General features: G+C 35.1%; 17 protein-coding genes and 1 tRNA gene. 11 read left to right on the forward strand and 7 right to left on the reverse strand.

Translation table 11 applies throughout. The features are described 5' to 3' along the window. Positions 1-61 precede the first annotated feature (61 nt). Positions 62-1,039, reverse strand: coding sequence for a choloylglycine hydrolase (gene bsh / locus FC46_RS03345; protein ID WP_057797848.1), 978 nt, complete (start codon positions 1,037-1,039; stop codon positions 62-64). Between the two features lie 95 nt (positions 1,040-1,134). On the opposite strand from bsh, the gene FC46_RS03350 reads away from it, so the two are divergent. Further along, positions 1,135-1,223: transfer RNA gene (locus FC46_RS03350), tRNA-Ser, on the forward strand. Between the two features lie 52 nt (positions 1,224-1,275). Here the strand turns inward: FC46_RS03350 and FC46_RS03355 are convergent. Beyond that, the gene (locus FC46_RS03355) at positions 1,276-2,109 is read right to left on the reverse strand and encodes a DegV family protein (RefSeq protein WP_057797850.1); all 834 of its coding nucleotides are present in this window, start codon (positions 2,107-2,109) and stop codon (positions 1,276-1,278) included. A 231-nt stretch (positions 2,110-2,340) separates the two neighbouring features. Here FC46_RS03355 and eno point away from each other — a divergent pair, with 231 nt between their 5' ends. The 6 genes from eno (at position 2,341) to FC46_RS03385 (ending at position 8,331) form a co-directional block, all read left to right on the forward strand. Beyond that, complete coding sequence (gene eno / locus FC46_RS03360) at positions 2,341-3,627, forward strand: phosphopyruvate hydratase (RefSeq protein WP_057797852.1); 1,287 nt, start codon at positions 2,341-2,343, stop codon at positions 3,625-3,627. Positions 3,628-3,802: 175 nt separating this feature from the next. Then, entirely contained in the window at positions 3,803-4,525 is a 723-nt protein-coding gene (locus FC46_RS03365; RefSeq protein WP_057797855.1) for a Firmicu-CTERM sorting domain-containing protein, read from the forward strand. Next, a complete protein-coding gene (locus FC46_RS03370) occupies positions 4,512-6,050 on the forward strand; it encodes a TIGR03766 family XrtG-associated glycosyltransferase (RefSeq protein ID WP_057797857.1) in 1,539 nt (512 codons plus the stop codon). Before FC46_RS03365 ends, FC46_RS03370 begins: the two co-directional genes overlap by 14 nt. Continuing rightward, complete coding sequence (gene xrtG / locus FC46_RS03375) at positions 6,043-6,630, forward strand: exosortase family protein XrtG (RefSeq protein WP_057797859.1); 588 nt, start codon at positions 6,043-6,045, stop codon at positions 6,628-6,630. Before FC46_RS03370 ends, xrtG begins: the two co-directional genes overlap by 8 nt. Positions 6,631-6,644: 14 nt before the next feature. Then, entirely contained in the window at positions 6,645-7,973 is a 1,329-nt protein-coding gene (locus FC46_RS03380; protein ID WP_057797861.1) for a TIGR03111 family XrtG-associated glycosyltransferase, read from the forward strand. Next, positions 7,963-8,331 carry a 6-carboxytetrahydropterin synthase gene (locus tag FC46_RS03385; RefSeq protein ID WP_057797864.1) on the forward strand — a complete coding sequence of 123 codons (369 nt, stop codon included), beginning with the start codon at positions 7,963-7,965 and terminating at the stop codon, positions 8,329-8,331. Before FC46_RS03380 ends, FC46_RS03385 begins: the two co-directional genes overlap by 11 nt. Positions 8,332-8,402: 71 nt before the next feature. Here the strand turns inward: FC46_RS03385 and FC46_RS03390 are convergent, their stop codons facing one another. Further along, a complete protein-coding gene (locus FC46_RS03390) occupies positions 8,403-9,248 on the reverse strand; it encodes a LysR family transcriptional regulator (protein WP_057797866.1) in 846 nt (281 codons plus the stop codon). A 124-nt stretch (positions 9,249-9,372) separates the two neighbouring features. Here FC46_RS03390 and FC46_RS03395 point away from each other — a divergent pair, with 124 nt between their 5' ends. Both FC46_RS03395 and cls read left to right on the forward strand, forming a co-directional pair. Further along, on the forward strand, positions 9,373-11,643 hold the full coding sequence (locus FC46_RS03395; protein ID WP_057797869.1) for an HAD-IC family P-type ATPase: 2,271 nt from the start codon (positions 9,373-9,375) through the stop codon (positions 11,641-11,643). A 133-nt stretch (positions 11,644-11,776) separates the two neighbouring features. After that, the gene (cls, locus tag FC46_RS03400) at positions 11,777-13,264 is read left to right on the forward strand and encodes a cardiolipin synthase (RefSeq protein ID WP_057797955.1); all 1,488 of its coding nucleotides are present in this window, start codon (positions 11,777-11,779) and stop codon (positions 13,262-13,264) included. Between the two features lie 38 nt (positions 13,265-13,302). Here the strand turns inward: cls and yjeM are convergent, their stop codons facing one another. Next, complete coding sequence (gene yjeM / locus FC46_RS03405; protein ID WP_057797870.1) at positions 13,303-14,799, reverse strand: glutamate/gamma-aminobutyrate family transporter YjeM; 1,497 nt, start codon at positions 14,797-14,799, stop codon at positions 13,303-13,305. 151 nt (positions 14,800-14,950) lie between these two features. On the opposite strand from yjeM, the gene FC46_RS03410 reads away from it, so the two are divergent. Both FC46_RS03410 and cysK read left to right on the forward strand, forming a co-directional pair. After that, complete coding sequence (locus FC46_RS03410) at positions 14,951-15,742, forward strand: homoserine O-succinyltransferase (RefSeq protein WP_083478008.1); 792 nt, start codon at positions 14,951-14,953, stop codon at positions 15,740-15,742. Between the two features lie 10 nt (positions 15,743-15,752). After that, entirely contained in the window at positions 15,753-16,682 is a 930-nt protein-coding gene (cysK, locus tag FC46_RS03415) for a cysteine synthase A (RefSeq protein WP_057797872.1), read from the forward strand. Positions 16,683-16,762: 80 nt separating this feature from the next. Here the strand turns inward: cysK and FC46_RS03420 are convergent, their stop codons facing one another. The 3 genes from FC46_RS03420 to FC46_RS03430 all read right to left on the reverse strand — a co-directional run bounded on the left by FC46_RS03420 (position 16,763) and on the right by FC46_RS03430 (position 20,331). Next, complete coding sequence (locus tag FC46_RS03420; RefSeq protein ID WP_057797875.1) at positions 16,763-17,290, reverse strand: adenine phosphoribosyltransferase; 528 nt, start codon at positions 17,288-17,290, stop codon at positions 16,763-16,765. Positions 17,291-17,374: 84 nt separating this feature from the next. Further along, a complete protein-coding gene (gene recJ / locus FC46_RS03425; protein ID WP_057797876.1) occupies positions 17,375-19,645 on the reverse strand; it encodes a single-stranded-DNA-specific exonuclease RecJ in 2,271 nt (756 codons plus the stop codon). Then, complete coding sequence (locus FC46_RS03430; protein WP_057797878.1) at positions 19,645-20,331, reverse strand: class A sortase; 687 nt, start codon at positions 20,329-20,331, stop codon at positions 19,645-19,647. Before FC46_RS03430 ends, recJ begins: the two co-directional genes overlap by 1 nt. Positions 20,332-20,379 lie beyond the last annotated feature (48 nt).

Genomic DNA, 20,379 nt, shown 5'->3' on the forward strand with positions numbered 1-20,379 from the left:
AAAAAGCCAGAACCTATAAAGCTTCCAGCTTATTTAGTGCTTTCAAGTTTCAGTTAATAATTTAGTTTTGTTCATTAAATGTAATTTGATCAAGCATTGGATAACAAATTAATTTTTCCGAATCTAAATCTTCATGGTTCATATCGACCTTATTAATGCGCTTATTAGTGTAAGTTGTGTAGTAGAAAACACCAGTTTCGAGATTGGTACCGTCTGAATAGATAGTGTATTCAAATTTATCTGGCCCTACTTGGTCTACACCCCTTTGCTGTTCAACTGAGTGTAAAATATGAAAGTAAGTATCAACGTTTTCTTGTTCATTATCAGTTTTTGGCGCATTAAACTTGTTAAAAGTCGCTCTAACAAAGCGGGATTCTGAATCAGCACCACCAGGCAAGTTTCTTGAACCTAAACCGCGACTATATCCATCAAAGGAAACTTCGCTAGAAAATAAATTTTCAGGCATTTTTGCTGAAACATCTGAGTAGTTATTCAAATTGAATAACTGCTTTGGAAATTGTGGATTGTTGGTTAAGACACCAACTGGATTATCGTAAATATGTAAACCGTCTTTATCTGACTCGACGACAATTGAACTACCAGTTTTATCAGCAAGTAACCAGTGAAGGGTCGAAAGAGTCATTTGTTCACTGAAATTAATATCAACTAAATTGATATTAGCAAGCAAATCTTTAGCTTCGGCAACCGTTGCACATTGACACAGAACCCATGGAATAAACTCAAATGGAGAAACGTTGTTTTTTTCAGGGTTGAAGTCTTTATAATCCGCATTTCCAGGATAGTTGAGTCCTGCCATACCAAGGCCCTTTTCATTAGCGGCATCGAAATATAATGGATAGTTTTCTGCAACCAAAGAAACACCTACCATTGCATAGTGACTTTTGATTTCAGGCATCTTTCTGAACTTAAAATCATAATTACGCGGAGTAATTACAACTTGCTGACCAAAGGAAAGCTCAAGATCAAGATTTCGACCAAAATAGTGGTCTTTAGGGCTAAAAATTATTGAAGTACACATTATAATCTCTTCTTCCTAATAAAATCACACCTATAAATTTTCTTTATCTCCATACTAGCATTAGAAGCGATTGATTGCTATAATAATAACGTTACGGAGAGTTGGCAGAGTGGTAATGCACCGGACTCGAAATCCGGCGAACCAAGTTTTCCTTGGCGCGCAGGTTCAAATCCTGTACTCTCCTTAGAGATAATTAATAACTCCCAGTATTCATCAACGATTACTGGGAGTTATTTTTATTCATGAAAACCAACCATCAAGCCGCCCTTTTCTGCATAGAAACTGCAAAGGCCATGCATTGGACGTAATTCAATTTGACTGTCAGGAAATTCTGCCAAAATTTTCTCTTTCAAGGTTTCAGCTTCATCTTTGTTTTCGCAATAATCAATAATCATATTGCCACCTTGGTATTTTCTTTCTTTTATCTGCTTGATGATCTCACGCATTGCTCGCTTCATACCACGAGCTTTGCCAAGTGGTTCTAGCTTTCCTTCTTTACTTGCAGTGCCAACAATATCAATATGCAGCATCCCAGCCAATTTGGCAACAGCTGGTGAGACACGTCCGTTTAAAGAAAGATTATGAAGTGATTGAAGGATAAATAATAGATGTGTTTGTGTCTTTGCTTCAGCAATTTTTTCTTCCAAATCAACCCATCTAATATCTGAATTCAATAATTTTTCGATTTCCTGAAGTAAAATAGCCATCTCAGGACCAGCTGATCGCGTATCTACCACAATCACTTTACTATCCGGATTGTTTTCTAAATAAATATCTCTTGCTTGAAGAGCTGAAGCATAAGTTCCACTCAAACCGCTTGTCATTGTTACAATGATTGCATTCTTTGAATTTTCAAGAGCATCGAGCCATTCTTGAATACTTGGACAAGTTGTTTTTCCAGATTCTTGATTTGCTTCCATTTTCTCTAAAAAATCAGGAATATTCAAATTCTCATCATCTCTAAAATCTTGTCCACCAAATGAAATTGTTAATGGAACAATATATAAATTATGAGCTGGATTAGAGTTTTGATTTACACTCGAATCAACGATTAATCTAACTTCATCCATGATCTTCCTCTTTTCTTAAAATTAGCAGTATTTTTACTATATATAAAATTATATCGTAAAGCTTTTAGCTTTTATATCGCACTTTAGTAAAATTTAAAATGTAAACCGCTTTCATATGTTTACACAATCACAAAGTTAAGCTAAAATTTGAAGTGTAGATGAGAGCAAATAGCTCTCTTGGTGCGATACATTAAACCGGTATCACATCATATATTTTTAGGAGGTTTTTTGATGTTAAAATCAGTCATTGAAAATGTTCATGCACTTGAAATTTTTGACTCACGTGGTAACCCAACTGTTGAAGTTTTCGTTACCCTTTCAAACGGTGTTGTAGGTAAGGCTGAAGTTCCTTCAGGTGCTTCAACTGGTGAAAACGAAGCCGTTGAATTACGTGACGGTGGTTCACGTCTTGGTGGTAAGGGTGTTTCTAAGGCAGTTAACAACGTTAACACTGAAATTAACGATGCTTTAAAGGGCTTAGATCCACATGACCAAGCTAACATTGATGCTACTATGATCAAGTTAGATGGTACTCCAAACAAGGGTCGTATTGGTGCTAACGCTATTTTAGGTGTATCTATGGCTACTGCTGCTGCAGCTGCTGAAGATACTCACCAACCTTTGTACCGTTACCTTGGTGGTACTGACCTTGAAATGCCACAAACTTTCCACAACGTTATCAACGGTGGTGAACACGCTGACAACGGTATCGACATTCAAGAATTCATGATTACTCCAGTTGCTAAGACTTCATTCCGTGATGGTTTCGAAAAGATCGTTAACGTATACCACACTTTGAAGAAGGTTCTTGAAGACATGGGTTACGAAACTGGTTTAGGTGACGAAGGTGGTTTCGCTCCTAACATGAAGAACTCAGAAGAAGCTTTGAAGGCTCTTCACGAATCAATCATCAAGGCTGGTTACAAGCCAGGTGAAGACATCGCTATTGCATGTGACTGTGCTGCTTCATACTTCTACAACAAGGAAGATGGTAAGTACCACCTTGAAGGTAAGGTATTGACTGACGAAGAATTGGCAGATTACTACGACAAGTTGCTTGACGAATTCCCAGAATTGATTTCTATGGAAGACCCTTACGACGAAAACGACGTTGAAGGTATGGTTAAGTTTACTGAAAGCCACAAGGACCGTATCCAAATCGTTCTTGACGACTTCATTTGTACTAACCCTGCTTTACTTCGTAAGGCTATCAAGGAAGGTGCCGGTAACGCTTCATTAATCAAGTTGAACCAAATTGGTACTGTTACTGAAACTCTTGAAACTATCCGTATGTCACGTAAGAACGGCTACAACACTATGATTTCTCACCGTTCAGGTGAAACTGGTGACACCTTCATCGCTGACTTAGCTGTTGCTGTAAACGGTGGTCAATTGAAGACTGGTGCTCCAGCTCGTTCAGAACGTGTTGAAAAGTACAACCGTTTGCTTGAAATCGAAGAACAACTTGGTGAAGGCGAACGTTTGGCATTTTTCCCAGACAGCGTTGACAAAGACTAATTTCAAGTAATTGAAATTTTCAATAAAAAGAAGCTCAAATTTGAGCTTCTTTTTTTCTACCTAAAAATATATCAATCATTGTTTATCTAAACAATGATCATATTCAAAAAATGGTATAATACAATAATAAATTATTCGAGATATAGATTTTTAAAGTAATATGGAACTGGTATAAATGAAAGATTTTATCAAAAAAGTATTTATCACATCCCTACTCATCTTTGGATGCTTATTTTGTATGCCATTTAGTAATCATCAAGTGGATGCAAAAGCAATGACACCGGCTGAAGAATGGAAAGCGAATAGTTTTCCATCGGAAGATTGGACTACTGACAATTATACATATCATAAAGTTGGGTTCATTAATGATTCTAATCATAAGCAATTACTTCTTTATATAGATATGTATCCTATTAGTAAGAAAAACAAAAACGACAACTCAACAGACCAAAATCAAAATGATAGTCAGTACAAGAAAATGATGCCCTCTGGATATGAAATAAAAATTGGAAATAACGTATATGATCTATCTTTAGATGTATACAGTCACCTTTATTCAATTCAAAAAGATCAGACAGAGTATAGTAATATTGGAATTTGGGATAGAACTAGAGGTATATATACTACTTCAAAAGATGCCTGTCGTCTAAATTCAGACAATAGATATAACCACTCTGTTTTCGTCACTATTCATTATTCCATGTTTAATGACAAAGATATCAATGGATCAACCACTATCACCCTGAAAAATGCAAATTTAGGTAATAATCAAGAAATCACTGTCACTGGTGCCAGCACTTTCCCATACATTCCGGTCATTATCGCTATAATTCTAGCATCAATCACTGTAGTCATCTATTATCATAAAAAAGAGTCAGGACATCATGAACAAAACTAAAGTTTCAAAAAAGATTTTCCACCTTGGAAATGTTGTAATCCGACTTTTTTTCTTTTCCCTAATGACTATTAGCTTTTTTGCTGTACTCTCGTCTGCCAATTGGCTACCAGATGCTCACACAACCACCTGGTTAACCTATCTCATGTTTGTCGTTTTGTTAACTTTATTATTAAGTTGGCTCGCATTTCCTAAGTTTCAATCTTTTTTAAAAAATATTTTTATTAAACATAAATGGGGCACTTCTACTTTTTGTTTGATTATTGCTTTAATCTGGCAAATTCAATTTGTTTACTTTGTCCATCCTTCAATTGGTTTCGATGTTAGCGCAGTACATAATGCACTCATTAATCCAAATTCACCTAATTTACGTGGTTATTTCAGTGTTAATTACAATAACTTACCTATCTTGCTTACTTTACATGAGGTAGCCAATATCGTTCATTCAACAAGTTGGTTTACAATGGCTATTTTTTCAACAATTGTCACCGACTTAAGTGCAATAATCATCATTTTGACTATCGCTATTATTAATTTTCAAAAATTACCAAATATTATGTATATTCTTGCTTGTTTACTTAGTCTCTTTCCGATCTGCATGATACCGTACACGGATGTTTGGTGCTTACTTCCAATTTCATTTTCAATTTTAGGTTGGAGCATTGCCTATAAAAAATCATTCCCACTAATTATTCGTTTTCTTGGAATCATTTTAACTGGGGTTAGTTTGGCTTGTGGTACCTGGATTAAACCCTCAGTTGCAGTCTGGGGAATTGCAGTACTTCTATCAAGTTTACTTTATCTTCTCAAAAACAAAAAAATTATTCTAACCAGTCTTTTTTCCATAACTATTATCATAAGTTTTGCTTTAACTTATCAGCCACTCAAAAAGATAGTTAACACCCAACATTACATCATCGTGAATCAAAAAAGACAAATTCCAATGATCCATTTTATTAACGTTGGCTTGACCCACGATGGTGCTTATGATCCAAAAGCAGCTTTAGCAATGGACATGTTACCAACTAAGAAACAAAAAGTTACCTATTCCAAAAAGATGATAAAAAAGCGACTGCAACAACGTGGAATACTTGGATATTTGGCCTTCTTAGTAAGAAAACAAGGTTTAAATACAGCTGATGGTACTTTTGGTTGGTTACACGAAGGGCACTTCATTATTTCTCGGCAATCAAAAGTTGGGTGGAAAGGATTCCTATCGGAATTTATTTATCCAAATGGAAAATATGTCATTGAATTCAAGTTTATCACTCAAATTCTTTGGACAATCATTATTTCCCTACTCTTATTTGGTTTTCAAAAAGGCGGATACACTATTCAAACTTTAAGATTAGCATTGGTAGGTGGATTTATGTTTTTACTACTTTTTGAAGGTGGACGAAGCAGATATCTAGTACAATTTATACCAATTATCTTAATCTTAGCTACTCTTTCAACAGATGTTGCACTTGTTAATTATAAAAGAATCCTTGCTGCTATAATCCCAAGAAAGGAAGAAAAACATGCTTAATGGCTATTTAATTACAGGAGGAATTTTATGGCTCTACACCCTTTCAGTGATTAATCGTGCACACCTACCAGCATTTTATTACTGGGTTGGTTCTATAGGTGCTTTTCTTTTAGGGACCTTCGCCTGTCATAAATATTTTGTTTGGTTTCTATCTAGTTTAGTCAGTCGAGGAGCTGGTATAATTGGTCAACTCACTTCAAGTTTCATTGCTTACCCGTTTCCAGCAGCTCTTGATATTAAAACTGTTTCTGGTTCAATTACCTTGTTAATTGACTATGAATGCTCAGGCATCATAGAAACAATGGCATATTTGAGCTTATTACTATTTTTCCCAATATATACTCGTCGCCAAAAAATTGCACTTAGTATCTTAGGGACGCTATGGATCTATCTAATTAATGTTCTTCGATTATGTTTGAGTGGAATCGCAGTCCATTATTTCAATTTACAATCTTTATTTTTATTCCACGATATAATAGGTCGGATATTTTTCTATATTTTTACAATTTTTCTATATTACCAAGTCTTTACTCATTCTCAATTGATGTCTCAAATTCTAGGTAATAGCAAATTAAATTAGTCTTGAGGTAAGCAATGTTTGATCAAACAATATTACAAATGGGTTTCTGGATAACCTGGCTCTTAATCCCTGTAATCTTTGAGGGAATTCCAATGATAATCAACTTCTTTCAGTTGCTTTATTATTACAAAAAAAGAAAGAATTCCCCTCTCCCCACCTTTTTACCGATCTTATCGATTATTATTCCAACCTACAATTCTTCCAAAACTCTCTACAAATGCATTAAATCGCTAGCAGATTCAACTTATCCAACTAACTTACTTGGGATTTATGTTGTCGATAATGGCAGTCATGATGATACTTTCAAGGTATTTGCTAAAGCACAAACAGCCTTCCCTCAATTACAAATGCAATGGTTAACTACCCCACAGGGAAAATCTTCAGCCTTAAATGCAGCGATCTATCAAGCAAAATCGCAGTATATCATCAATATTGATAGTGATGGTTGGCTAGAAAAATCCGCTTTAACCAATATTGTGCGCAAATTTAATGCTAATCCAAATATAGATGCCCTAACCGGTGTGATTTTAACTGATCGTCATGCAATTAAAACACCACATAAGTTGTTAAAATTAACTGAGTATATCGAATATTGCCAAACTTTTTTAGCTGGTAGAAATATTGAAAACAGCAATAATCAGCTCTTTACTTTATCAGGTGCCTTTTCAGCATTTAAACGTGAGACCCTTATCAAAACATATCTTTATAGTAACGATACGATCAGTGAAGACACCGACATGACCTTTCAAATTCGTTACAATCTAAAGGGAACTGTTTCATTCTGTGATGATGCAATCTTTTATTCTGAACCAATTAACAATCTAGGTGAATTATACACTCAGCGGCAGCGATGGCAACGGGGAGAACTCGAAGTTATCAGTAAATATCTCTCCCAGTCTTTATCTTTAAAAATGTTCTTTCATAATTTTCAAATTCGACGTTTAATTATTGATCATACAGTCACATTTTTAAAGACAATTTGGATGTTCGCACTTTTTATTTTATTAGGATTCGGATATTCTTGGCGATCGCTACTTATTTCTTACACCTTAGTCTATTTACTATATCTATTTCTAGAACTACTAAGTTCCATCACAGTTTATATTTATCTAAAAGAATTCCCGCAAGAGCGCAAATTTTATCTAAAGCATAGTTGGATACTGTTTTTACAACCATTCTATAATCTTCTTAATTCATTTATTCGTTGTATTGGCATCATCAACACTTCAACAACTACCACAACTTGGCAAGGAACCAATTTAACTCAAGAAAAAAGAAGAGTTATACAAATCATCAAAAAAGATTTCAAGGAAATTATAAAAAGGAAGGACTATGATGACTAAGTATCATACCTATATTTTTACTACTTATTTAAATGCATCACATGCTATTCGCTGGATTAAAGGTACCGGACAAGCTCATCCCCATACTTATGAAATTAGATACAGTTTTCATTTAAATAAAGATAAATTGATTCAATTTAATGAGATCGAAGAAGCAATTGAGAAAATTTTAAAGCCATTTAACAACCAATTCTTAAATGAAGTTAAACCCTTTGACAAAACAAATCCAACTTTGGAAAATTTGACAAACTTTCTTTGTGATAGCTTTAGTGAAGAACTAGAGAAAGCAAATTGCAGTTTAGACGAAATTTCCGTTAGTGAATCACCAATGAGGACTTATAAAATCACATTGAACTGAAAGACATCCACTTGTTTTGGTGGATGTCTTTTAATTGCTTTAAGTAACTATTTGTAGATCATCAAAAATGACTAAAATAGTTCTATTATTCTTTTAACTAAGGGTGAAATCACGCCTTTTCGCCAAACTAATTGCAAGTGCGTTTCCCAATTTACATGTTCGACCGGAATAAAATTATCTTTAGCATACAAAGTAGCAATCTTTTCAGGAACTAAAGCCAAACCTAATCCACGCTTTGCCCACAAAATAGCTGTTCTAGAATCATCACATTTCACAGCATAAAAAGGTTTTAACCCGCGATGAGAAAAACTCTGGTTAAAAATATCCTCAAATCTTCTGTAAATAATTAATGGCTGCTTTGCTAAAGTTGGCAAATCAATTGCTCCCTGCTTAAGAATTATTTCATTAGTCGTTACTGCCATCATTTTCTCATTAGTAATTGTTTTACTATCAATTCCATAACGCTTAAAAGGAGTTCTGACTATGCCTAAGTCAATCGTGCCATTACTTAATTTTTCCAGAACGCCGAAGGTATTATCTTCATAAACATCAAAAGAAATATCGGGATAATATTTTGTGAGCTCTTTAAACTTCAGTGATGGTAATTCACCTACTGAGGATGATGCTGATCCAATTTTAATTGTTCCCAACTCTCCTTGAGCCATTTTTTGAACTTGATCTTTTGCGGCATCAACTAAATTTAAAATCTTCTCTGCATAAACGCGTAATTCTTGCCCAGCATCTGTTAACTCGATTCCGTGTGAGGTTCTGATAAAAAGTCTAACATCTAATTCTTTTTCTAGCTGTTTTAATTGATAACTCAACGGCGGCTGTGCAATAAATAACCGTTTGGCTGCCGCCGTAATTTGCTTTTCTTCCGCAACTGCTAAAAAATATCTCAATTGTTTCAAATTCATATTTTTGTTTTTCACCTTATAAGATATCTAATTTTTTTATATCATTTATTATAAGCAAGTATTTTATCAAGTCCTAACTTTATGTTAATTTATATATGATGTTTTTTTGGAGGGAGAATTTTAAATGAAGAATATTCATGGGTTAACTCAAGCTGAAGCCGAAAAAAAACTACAAAAAGACGGCCTCAACGAAGTTCCCGAACCCAAATACAGTTTTTGGAAAGAATTTGCTGGTAAACTTTGGAACTTATCAGCTTGGATTCTTGAAGGAGCCCTACTTCTTGAATTTGCTTTAGGTAAATGGATTCAATCATTATTTGTTTTAGGAATGCTTTTATTTGCCGCTTGGAACGGCGCTTCCAAAAAGAAGCAATCAAGACGAGTACTTGATACCATTTCACACCAATTGACACCTATGGTTGCAGTTGAACGTGACGGTAAATGGATTAAGATCAACTCAAAACAATTAGTCGTTGGCGATTTAATCGATCTTCAACGTGGTGATGTACTAGCAGCTGACGCTAAGATTGTTCAAGGTGAACTATCATTTGACGAAAGTTCGATTACTGGTGAAAGTAATGCGGTTAAAAAAGATGTAGATCAAGAAGCATACGCCGGTACGACTGTTGTGTCTGGCCATGGTTTAGCTATTATAACTGCAACCGGTAAGAATTCTCGTTCAGGAAAGACAATTAACCTGATCAACAATTCTGCTGCCCCAGGTCACTTGCAACAATTATTGACTAAGATCATTTACTATCTTTGCTTGTTAGACGGTGTTCTGACTTTAGTAATCATTATTGCTTCATTTATTAAGGGTGGCAATTTCAACACCTTCATTAATATGTTGCCATTTCTTGCTATGATGTTTATCGCTTCAATTCCTGTCGCAATGCCATCGACCTTTGCTTTGTCTAATTCTTATGAAGCAACTAGACTAAGTAAGGAAGGTGTCTTGACTGCTGACTTAACGGGTATTCAAGACGCAGCTAACTTAAACTTACTATTGCTTGATAAAACTGGAACTATTACTGAAAACAAGACTGCTGTTGCCAGCTGGAACAATCTATCAGATCTTAATGACAGTGAATTGCTTTCATTAATCACTGCTGCAACCGACAAGCACAATCCAGGTATTATTGATACCGCAATTGACGAATTTGCTGAAGCTAACAAAGTAAAAATTTTATCAACTGAAAACTTTACCCCATTCACTTCTGATTTGGGTTACTCAATGGCTGAAACAAACAATCACAACATTAAGCTAGGATCATTTAAGCAACTCTCAATGATTGATGAATCTGCAGAAGATAAGATTAAAAACATCAACTTTAAGGCTGGACGTTCAGTTGCTTGCTTAATTGATGATCAACTTGCTGGAATTTTTATTTTACAAGATAAGATTCGTTCAGATTCTAGACAAGCCTTAAATGACTTGAAAAAACGCGGCATTCGCCCAATTATGTTAACTGGTGATAACCGTAGAACTGCTGAGGCTGTTGCTGAAGAAGTTGGCTTAAATGGAAAAGTTATTTCAATTCACGACTTTGATGATACTATCGATGTCAATAATATTGCTGGTATTGCTGATGTTTTACCAGAAGACAAATTACGAATGGTTAAGTTCTTCCAAGAAAAAGGTTTTATCGTAGGGATGACTGGAGACGGTGTTAATGACTCCCCTGCTTTGAAACAAGCCGAAGTTGGAATTGCTGTTTCAAATGCTGCCGATGTTGCTAAGCGTTCAAGTAAGATGGTATTACTTGATGACGGTTTAACTTCAATTATCAAGATTCTCGATGCCGGTCACCGTGTTTACCAAAGAATGACAACCTGGTCATTGACTAAGCTGGCTAGAACTGCTGAGTTGACCATGCTTTTAACCTTTGGTTACCTCTTCTTCGACTATATTCCAATGGCTTTAAACGCGATGGTTATCTACACCGTCATGAATAACATGGTTACCATGATGATTGGTACTGACCGAACTCATATCTCTTACAAGCCAGAAAATTGGAATATGGCAAAACTAGCAAAAATCGCCTTTTCACTAGCTGCTGGTTGGACAGTAATTGGAATGATCTTCCTATTCTTCCTCAACACCCACGGCTACTCACACGGCGTAATTTCAACAATGATTTATGTCTATCTTGTTTTAAGCGCAATGCTAATTGTTCTAATCACCAGAACGCGTAAGTACTTCTGGCAGGATTATCCATCTAAGCTGGTAGGAATTGTTCAAATCGTTGACATCTTATTAACTTTCATCTTGGCACTTTTTGGGTTAGCCATGACCAAGATTGGTTTCTCAGCTTTAGGTTTAACTATTATTGTTGCCTTAGCTGCTGCAGTAATTATTGATTTGTTCTACCAACCTATTATGAAAAATAGATAGTTATTATTTTAAGTCATGGAATCAAATAGCCTGATTCCATGGCTTTTTTTAATATCTTTGCTAAAATTAAAAATAATAAAAAAATAATAAAAAAATAAAAAAATAATAAAATAAAAATTGGAGTGAATGAATGATGATTGCGGATTGGGATACAATTCGAAGAATTATTGAATTTTTATGGATAATTAACATTGCATTTGCAATTTGGACAGTCTTCCGTAGCAAACGTGAAATCGCCTCAACTTGGGCTTGGTTGTTAGTTTTATCTGTTCTACCTTACATTGGTTTCATCCTTTATATGTTCTTAGGAAGAAAATTAACACACGAAGAAATTTTTGCCATTCAAGACGAACAAAAGAAACTGCGTGATAATTATTTGAGAGAACAAACACGTCTGCTTAAGGAACATGATCTTCTACCAGCAAAAGATCAAAAACCTAGAGCACGGAGATTAACTGAACTAAATCTAAATAATGATGATGCCATCTTAACTTACAATAATGAGGTTCAAGTTTTCACTGATGGTCAAGAACTTTTTAAGAATATGATTGATAACATCAATCAAGCAAAAGAATTAGTCAATGTTGAATTTTATACTTTTTATGACGATCAATTAGGTAATAGCGTTTTAAAGGCACTAGAAGCTGCTCAGAAGCGTGGAGTACAAGTACGGGTAATTTATGACGCTAGCGGTTCTCGTGGTACTCATCCCTCTTTTTTTGATAAATTAAGAGAGTTAGGTGGACAAGCGCAGCCATTCATTTCAACTTCTAGCAAAAAATACTGGTTTAGAACACCAAGAGCTAATTACCATCTTCACCGAAAACTAGTAATTATTGATCATAAAATCGGCTATATTGGTGGTTTTAACATTGGTGACCAATATGTTGACCGCTCTAAAAAGTTCGGTCATTGGCGCGATACTCATTTAAGAGTTGTTGGACAAAGTCCGATATTAATGGAAGTTCGTTTTGCTATGGATTGGAATACTTCATGTCGTAAAACTCACTTACCAAAATATAACCTTTCACAGATGCGTGAATTTAAAATTGTTACTTCAAACTCTCCTGATAAGGTGCCAATGCAAATAGTTTCTTCTGGACCTGATTCTGATAATTTTGCAATTCGCCGTTCTTATCAAGAAATTATTGCTTCCTCAAGAGACTATGTTTATATCCAAACTCCATACTTGATTCCTGAAGCACCAATGATTGAAGCTTTGATCGTCGCAGCAAAAAGTGGTACTGATGTTAGAATTATGATCCCATGTATGCCTGATCATGCATTTGTTTATCGAGCTACTGAATACTATGCCAAGTATCTAACTGCCAACGGTGTTAAGGTCTATAAGTATGACAATGGCTTTATCCATGCAAAGACTATGGTTTCTGGATCAAATATTTCTTCAGTAGGTTCTGCTAATCAAGACTTCAGAAGTTACAGTTTAAACTTCGAAGTTAATGCTTTTAATTACAGTCCAAAATTAGCTCAAGAATTAAAGAAAATCTTTGAAGAGGATTTAAAAGAATCAACGTTACTCACTAATGAGTACTTTTCAAATCAATCTAGATGGTTGAAATTCAAACAATACTTTTCTAGATTATTATCACCAATCTTATAAAAATAACCTCTGCTTTGAGCAGGGGTTATTAATTTACTTTATTTCACTGTTTTTTCTTTGTGTTCATGATAAGTGTAATAGAAATATGCAATTAAACCAAAGGCAACTGGACCAATTGCTGTCCAAAATGATGTTTGATAATCACCTGTAAACAAAGGTTGAACACATGTAAAAATAATTCCGATCGCTACAACAAGCCAAACGACAATAGTTGTAAGCCAAACCTTTTTCTTTCCTTCAATGAAAACAAAAGGACGATCTAAATCTTTTTTCTTCTTAAAGAACGGATAGGCTGCAATCAAAAACAAGTATGGTGCTGATGAGGAAACATTCATCATATCCATCAAAATGGTATAGAACTGACTTGCCGCATTACCACCAAAGGAAATAAACAAAATTATAATTGAAACAATCGCAGCTTGAAGCCACATTGAACGCTCAGGCATATTGTGCTTGTTCAATTTAACTAGATTTTTAGGTAAAAGTCGCTTGTCACATCCCTCAATAAATGATTTAACTGGTGAATAAACCATTAAGAATGCAGCAGAAATACCTGACAATACATCAGCCCATCCTGCACAACGGGCGAAGATTAAACCTAAATTCTTAGAAGCTTCTGTTGATAATCCTAAACCATGCCCTGTTTCAATTCCCAAATTATTGATTAAAATATATTCAACATTAGCCAAATCAACATTCTTTCCTGCTAATTGACCTTTCCAATTAGTTGCTACACCACACATCAAAATATTAAAAACATACAAGAAAGTCATGATGATCATTGCAATAATCAATGCACGTGGATACGTCTTCTCAGGTTTGTCAACTGAATCAATTACACCAGAAGTTGTTTCCAAACCACCATAAGCAAACAAAGCATAGACAATAAAGGAAACAACCGCAATTGGCGATTGAAAGGCAGGATTTGGTGAATGAACTAAGCTTTGAGCAGTCACTGGTTCTGCTAGTTGACCTTTATTCAAAATAAAGACTAATAATGAAACGACAGTGAATCCAATTGCAATTGCTAAAGTGAAAAATCCACCAATATTTGAAACCACTTTGATCTTATCAATTCCGCGAGCAGCGCAATACGTTACTATTACCAAAAAGACAACTTCAAGTACCCCTAAGAGCTGCGTAGAACTCAAATTTAGAAAGTGCCAGCTCTGAGTAGTATCATGTCCCCAGATCGCAGTTGCTACAGATACCAGGAAAAATTGAGTTGAAGAAACAAGCCAAATTACCCAAGCAGCCAGCCAAATAAAAGTACCTATAAAGGCCACTTTTTCATTCGTTGAACCCTCTAGCCAGGAATAAATACCACCTTTGATCCCTTTAAAACTTGCACCATATTCCGCAAAAATTAAAGCTGATGGTAAGAAAAACAGCAATGCAGTAATAATGTACCACATGATACTACTATACCCCATCTGGTAAAAGGCACTAATTGAATTACTAAAGCCAAAAATGGCTGAAAAAATCATCAAAACTAAACTACCTAGTTTAATCTTGGTCGAATTACCATCTTCCATACAAAAATAACTCCCTCTTTCTTAACAAACATGATCTATTATGAACTTTTTATTTGAATAATACAAAATTATCTTGAAGATCTTTCGCTTTACTTATTTTTTATAAGCTTGTATAATTAACCTAATTTTAGATACGTTAGGAGGTAAAATCTTGGCTACCAAAGTTAAAATAGGCGTACTTAACTTGATGCATGACAAACTTGATACTCAAAAGAGGTTCACTAAAGTTTTGCCTGAGGCGAACTTGACTTTTTTCTACCCAAGAATGCATTACTTAAATCGCACTGTTCCAACTGAAGTTGCAATGATATCGGAACCATTAGATATTAGCCGTGTTAGTGAATTTGATGGTTTTATCATTACTGGCGCACCGATAGATATGATCGATTTTGAAAATGTAACATATATTGAAGAAATTCGATGTTTACTTCAAGCCCTAGACAAGTATAAAATTCAGCAACTATATTTTTGCTGGGGAGCAATGGCTGCGATGAACTATTTTTACGGAATAGAAAAAAGAATTCTACCAGAGAAATTTTTTGGCGTCTTCCCTCATTTAATTACCAACCAAAATTTATTGTTAAATGGGTTAAGCCAAGGTTTTATCGCTCCACATGCACGTTATGCAGAAATGGATAAAGAACAGATTATGCAAGATAGTCGCTTAAGCATTAACGCTATAGATGACGGTGGTCACCTTTTTATGGTTTCTGCAAATGATCATCCTGAAAGAAACTTCATTTTCTCTCATATTGAATATGGAAAAAATAGTCTACGAGATGAATATAATCGCGAAATTAAAGCTCATCCTGATAGAAAATATAAGAAGCCTGAACATTATTCACTGACTTCCCCACTCTTTCAGTGGCAAAATACACAAAATACTTTTTTCAATAATTGGTTTGAAGAAGTTAAAAAAAGCAAATTAATTTTAGATTATTAGAGGTAAAAAAATGAGTACTATTTTAAATTCAGTTACAGAATTAGTTGGTAATACACCATTATTAAAGCTAAACCGTGTTGTACCGGAAGATGCGGCAGATGTATATGTTAAGCTAGAATTTGAAAATCCTGCTGGCTCAGTTAAAGACAGAATCGCTTTAGCGATGATTGAAAAAGCTGAACGCGATGGCAAACTTAAAAAAGGTGGCACAATTGTTGAACCAACTTCCGGTAATACTGGCATTGGGTTAGCAATGATCGCTGCTGCTAAAGGTTACCACATTATTATTGTTATGCCTGAAACAATGAGTATTGAGCGGCGTAAATTGATGAAGGGTTATGGAGCTGAACTGATTCTGACCCCTGGCGCCGAGGGAATGAAAGGGTCAATTGCTAAGGCAGAAGAATTAGTTAAAGAAAAAGGCTACTTCATGCCAATGCAATTTGATAATCCAGAAAATCCTAATATTCACGAATTGACTACCGGTCCTGAAATCATTGCTGCGATGAATGGTATTGGCAAGTCAATCGACGCCTTTGTTGCAGGTGTTGGTACTGGCGGTACTTTGTCTGGTATTGGTCATGCTTTGAAGAAGGAAAATCCAAGTACTAAGATTTATGCGCTTGAGCCGAGTGAATCACCTCTCTTAAAAGATGGTAAAGCTGGCAAACATGGTATTCAAGGTATTTCAGCAGGCTTTATTCCAAATAACTTAGATCAAAAGATTTACGATGACGTAATTGAAGTTTCGACTGAAGAAGCTATGGCAACTGCTCGTGAAACCGCTAAAAATGAAGGCTTTCTTCCTGGTATTTCTGCTGGAGCTAATATCCACGGAGCAATTGCGTTAGCTAAGAAACTTGGCAAAGGACATACTGTTGTGACCGTTGTTCCAGATGGTGGCGATCGTTACCTTTCAACTGCACTTTTCAATGACTAATAATTAAGCTGAGCGAACTGCTCAGCTTTTTTTGTACGAAAAAAGCCCTAACAATCTAGGGCCTTAAACTTATTCTACTTTTAAGCACCGTGGTATTGAACCAAGCTGTAGATATCAACATCTGGTAACTTTTCACGGCCTTTAAGATCAGGTAATTCAATGTAGAACGCTGCACCAACAAGTTTGCCGCCAAGTCCTTCGATCAATTCTTTGGCTGCGTGTAAGGTACCAGCCGTTGCCATTAAATCATCACAAACAACAACTCTTTGACCTGGCTTAATAGCATCTTTATGCATTTCCAAACTATTAGAACCATATTCCAAATCATAAGAAGCGCGTTCAACTTCACGGGGCAATTTGTGAGGCTTTCTTGCAGGAACAAATCCTAATCCTAATTCAGTTGCTACAGGACAACCTACGATAAAACCACGTGCTTCAGGTCCTACAATCACATCAGCATTCTTACTCTTAGCATATTCAGCTAATTCGTGAGTAGCTGCGCGATATAATTCACCATCTTGCAAGATTGGGGTAATATCACGGAAAACTATTCCCTTATTAGGAAAATCTTGAACACTTGCAATGTACTTACTAAAATCAACTGCCATAAGAAGCAAAACCTCCATAAATTCTATGTACTTTGTAAAGTACTTTGACTAGTACATTCTACCAGAAAAAAGGATAAGATTCCTCTATTTCATAAAATTATTAACATATGAAATCAATTTTTGACTAGACATGCTGCGTAATTGATTTACAAAATTAATTTGTGATTGTGTAGCTTGGAAATATTTAGAAGATGTTAAAGGCTTTTTAACAGGATTCTTCTCACCTACTAAAATACCATTGTCTAATTTAATAAAGCCAAGTTCAAAAAATACTCTTAAAATAAATAAGACACTATCGTAATCTAATCCTAAATATGGCGCTACAGAACGATAATCTTCAGGCTTCAAGGTAGGATGAGCATAAATATATTTTAATACTTTAGCAAAATAACTCTTATCAGGTACACTTTCAACTGGCAATTGGTCAATTAAAAAACGTAAATATAATTGTTGATAATTATTCTCCAGTGCCTTATCGAGTTCTACTTGATTATGAGGTGTATCTAATAATACTGCTACTTCTCCATTATTTTGATAATCATCAATAAGAGTTATCTTATCTGGATCAATGCCTAAGCTATTTTGAACATAATTTCTGTTTTTGGCATCAAATAGCAAGTATCTGTCAGCAAAGCCCATCACGTAGTCTTCACTTCGCAAGTCAATTACCGGTGTGGGAACAGCAAGTTTAGGTGAAGCAAAATCGATTCCCTCCATAATTCCTTGAAGGGATGTTTTATTCCGGAAACTATTGACTGACAATTGTACATAAATTTTAGAAATAAAAGGTAGCAAATTATTATTTAAGAATGCTTTGTTAAAACCTAGAATATCTAATTGACCACCTTTTTTGACCGCAGTGAACTTGACATGGTTTTTATTCTTACCGATTTTGAAGAAATGATTAATTTGAGGATCAGAGATTGAAAAAATTGGTTTTGGATCACCTGTACCGAAAGGTCCGACCGCATTAATATCATCAATGCTATTCACAGAAAGATCAGAAAGTGGCAATTCAAAATCATAGTCTTTTATTTCCAAACTACCATTCACACTAAAACTTTCTTCAAAAGCTTTTCGTAAATCTTCAATTTTATCCTCAGTTAAAGATAAACCGCAAGCGAAATCATGTCCGCCAAATTTAGTTAACAAATCATCTTTAATTGGATTAAGTGCATCGAATAAATTAAAACCAACAGAAGATCGTCCAGAACCTTTAATTTCACCAGCATCATTTTTAGTTAAGATGATTGTTGGTTTGTGTGTGTTTTCAACTATTCGATTTGCAACCAGACCTAAGACTCCTTCGTGAAAATCAGGATTATATATCACAAGAGTATTACGTCTTTGCCAACTGTTTTCTTTAACTTGTTGCAAACAATTCTCATAGACTTCTTCGGTTAACTCGCGCCTCTTATTATTTAGTTCTTCAATTTTATCGGCGATCTTCTGAGCTTCAACGTCATCGTCACTAAGTAAGAGTTCAACTGCTAAATTTGCATTAGCCAAACGCCCAACTGCATTAAGTCGTGGTGCAATATTAAAACCAATATCCATTTCAGTGATATTACCTAGAGTTAAGCCAGAGTTTTTGATCAGTGCTCTTAAACCAGGACGGTCAGTTTGATTAAGGATTTCTAACCCACGTTTTACAATAATATGGCCTTCTCCTGTAATTTTTACCATATCACCGATTGTACCGATCATTACTAAGTCAAGAAGTTCTGGCATTGAATCCTGCATTAAATTTCGACAAATTGTATAAGCAACACCTGCGCCACAATAATCATCAAACGGATACTTTTGACCTGGAAAATTGCAGTGAACTAAAGCATAGGGTTTTGGAATAGCTTCTTGGAAAGTGTGGTGGTCAGTCAAAATCACATCAACACCGTGATTTTGTGCATATTCGACCTCTTCAATGCCTGTTACACCATTATCAACAGTAATTATCAGCTTCGTTCCATCTGAAACGATTTTTTTATAGCAATCAAGATTTGGACCATAACCGTCTTTAAATCGATCTGGGATAAAATAATGTACATCAGCTCCTAAAATACTAAGTGTTTCAGTCATTATTGTGGTAGCTGTAATCCCATCCGCATCATAATCTCCGTAGATTGTAATTTTCTCGCCATTATCGATCGCTTGATTAATACGCTCAGTTGCTTTATTCATATCATGCATCAAAGCTGGGTCAGCCAAGTTTTCTTCAGTTGCATTAAGCCAAAAATCAAGTTTTTCGTCTGTATCTATTCCCCGCAAAGAAAACAACTTAGCCGCAATCGGACTAAGTTGATATTTCTCAATTAAGTTAGGATCTAATTCTTTTCCTGTTCTTTGATTCCACTTCATTATTTAAAATCAAACACCTTTGTATTCTTATTTGTTGCTTTTTCTGTTTTAACTAAACTACCGCGAACAGCCCAACGATTAACACCACCATCAGCACAAGTAATTAAAGTTACAATTTTCTTTTTGGTGTTGTTAACTAAATAAACTGCATATGGACTAACGACTTTCTTCATATATATTTTGTAAACATATACTTTTTTCAAATCTGTCAAATAAATTTTTTGACCTTTTTTAGTATCTTCAAGTGGTGAAAAAAGAATTCCTTTAGCAGTCATGTAGTGACCTGCAAGTGGATAATTACCTTGCCCCATTTTTTGATCAGCTCTCATGGTTCCACCACCGGTAGTCATTGCGGCATCAGACATCCCCAAACAAATTGGTAAATGCATATTAACATCAGGGATCGCAATTGCGCCAATAACGTGAGCACCATTTTGTGTTCTTGTCTTTGCAACTTGGGATAAATCGACCTCTTTAACTTTTTTGAAGTCAAACATCCCTTTTTTCTTTTCATTTTGTTCAATTTTTGAACGGGTTAATGATGTCATTGCCCTTGTCTGGTTCTGGCTAACCATTACATTTCGAATTTGTTTATTGAAGACTAATGCCAAGCCAACAATTAAAAGAATTACTGCCAGAACTCGGATAACAATGCGTTTTACATCGTGTTTTTTCTTTTCTGCCAATTTGCAATCAACTTTCTTTCTTAATTAGCTTCTTTTTTATTAATTATA

This window comes from Lactobacillus kalixensis DSM 16043 (assembly GCF_001434335.1).
Classification (GTDB): Bacteria; Bacillota; Bacilli; order Lactobacillales; family Lactobacillaceae; genus Lactobacillus; species Lactobacillus kalixensis.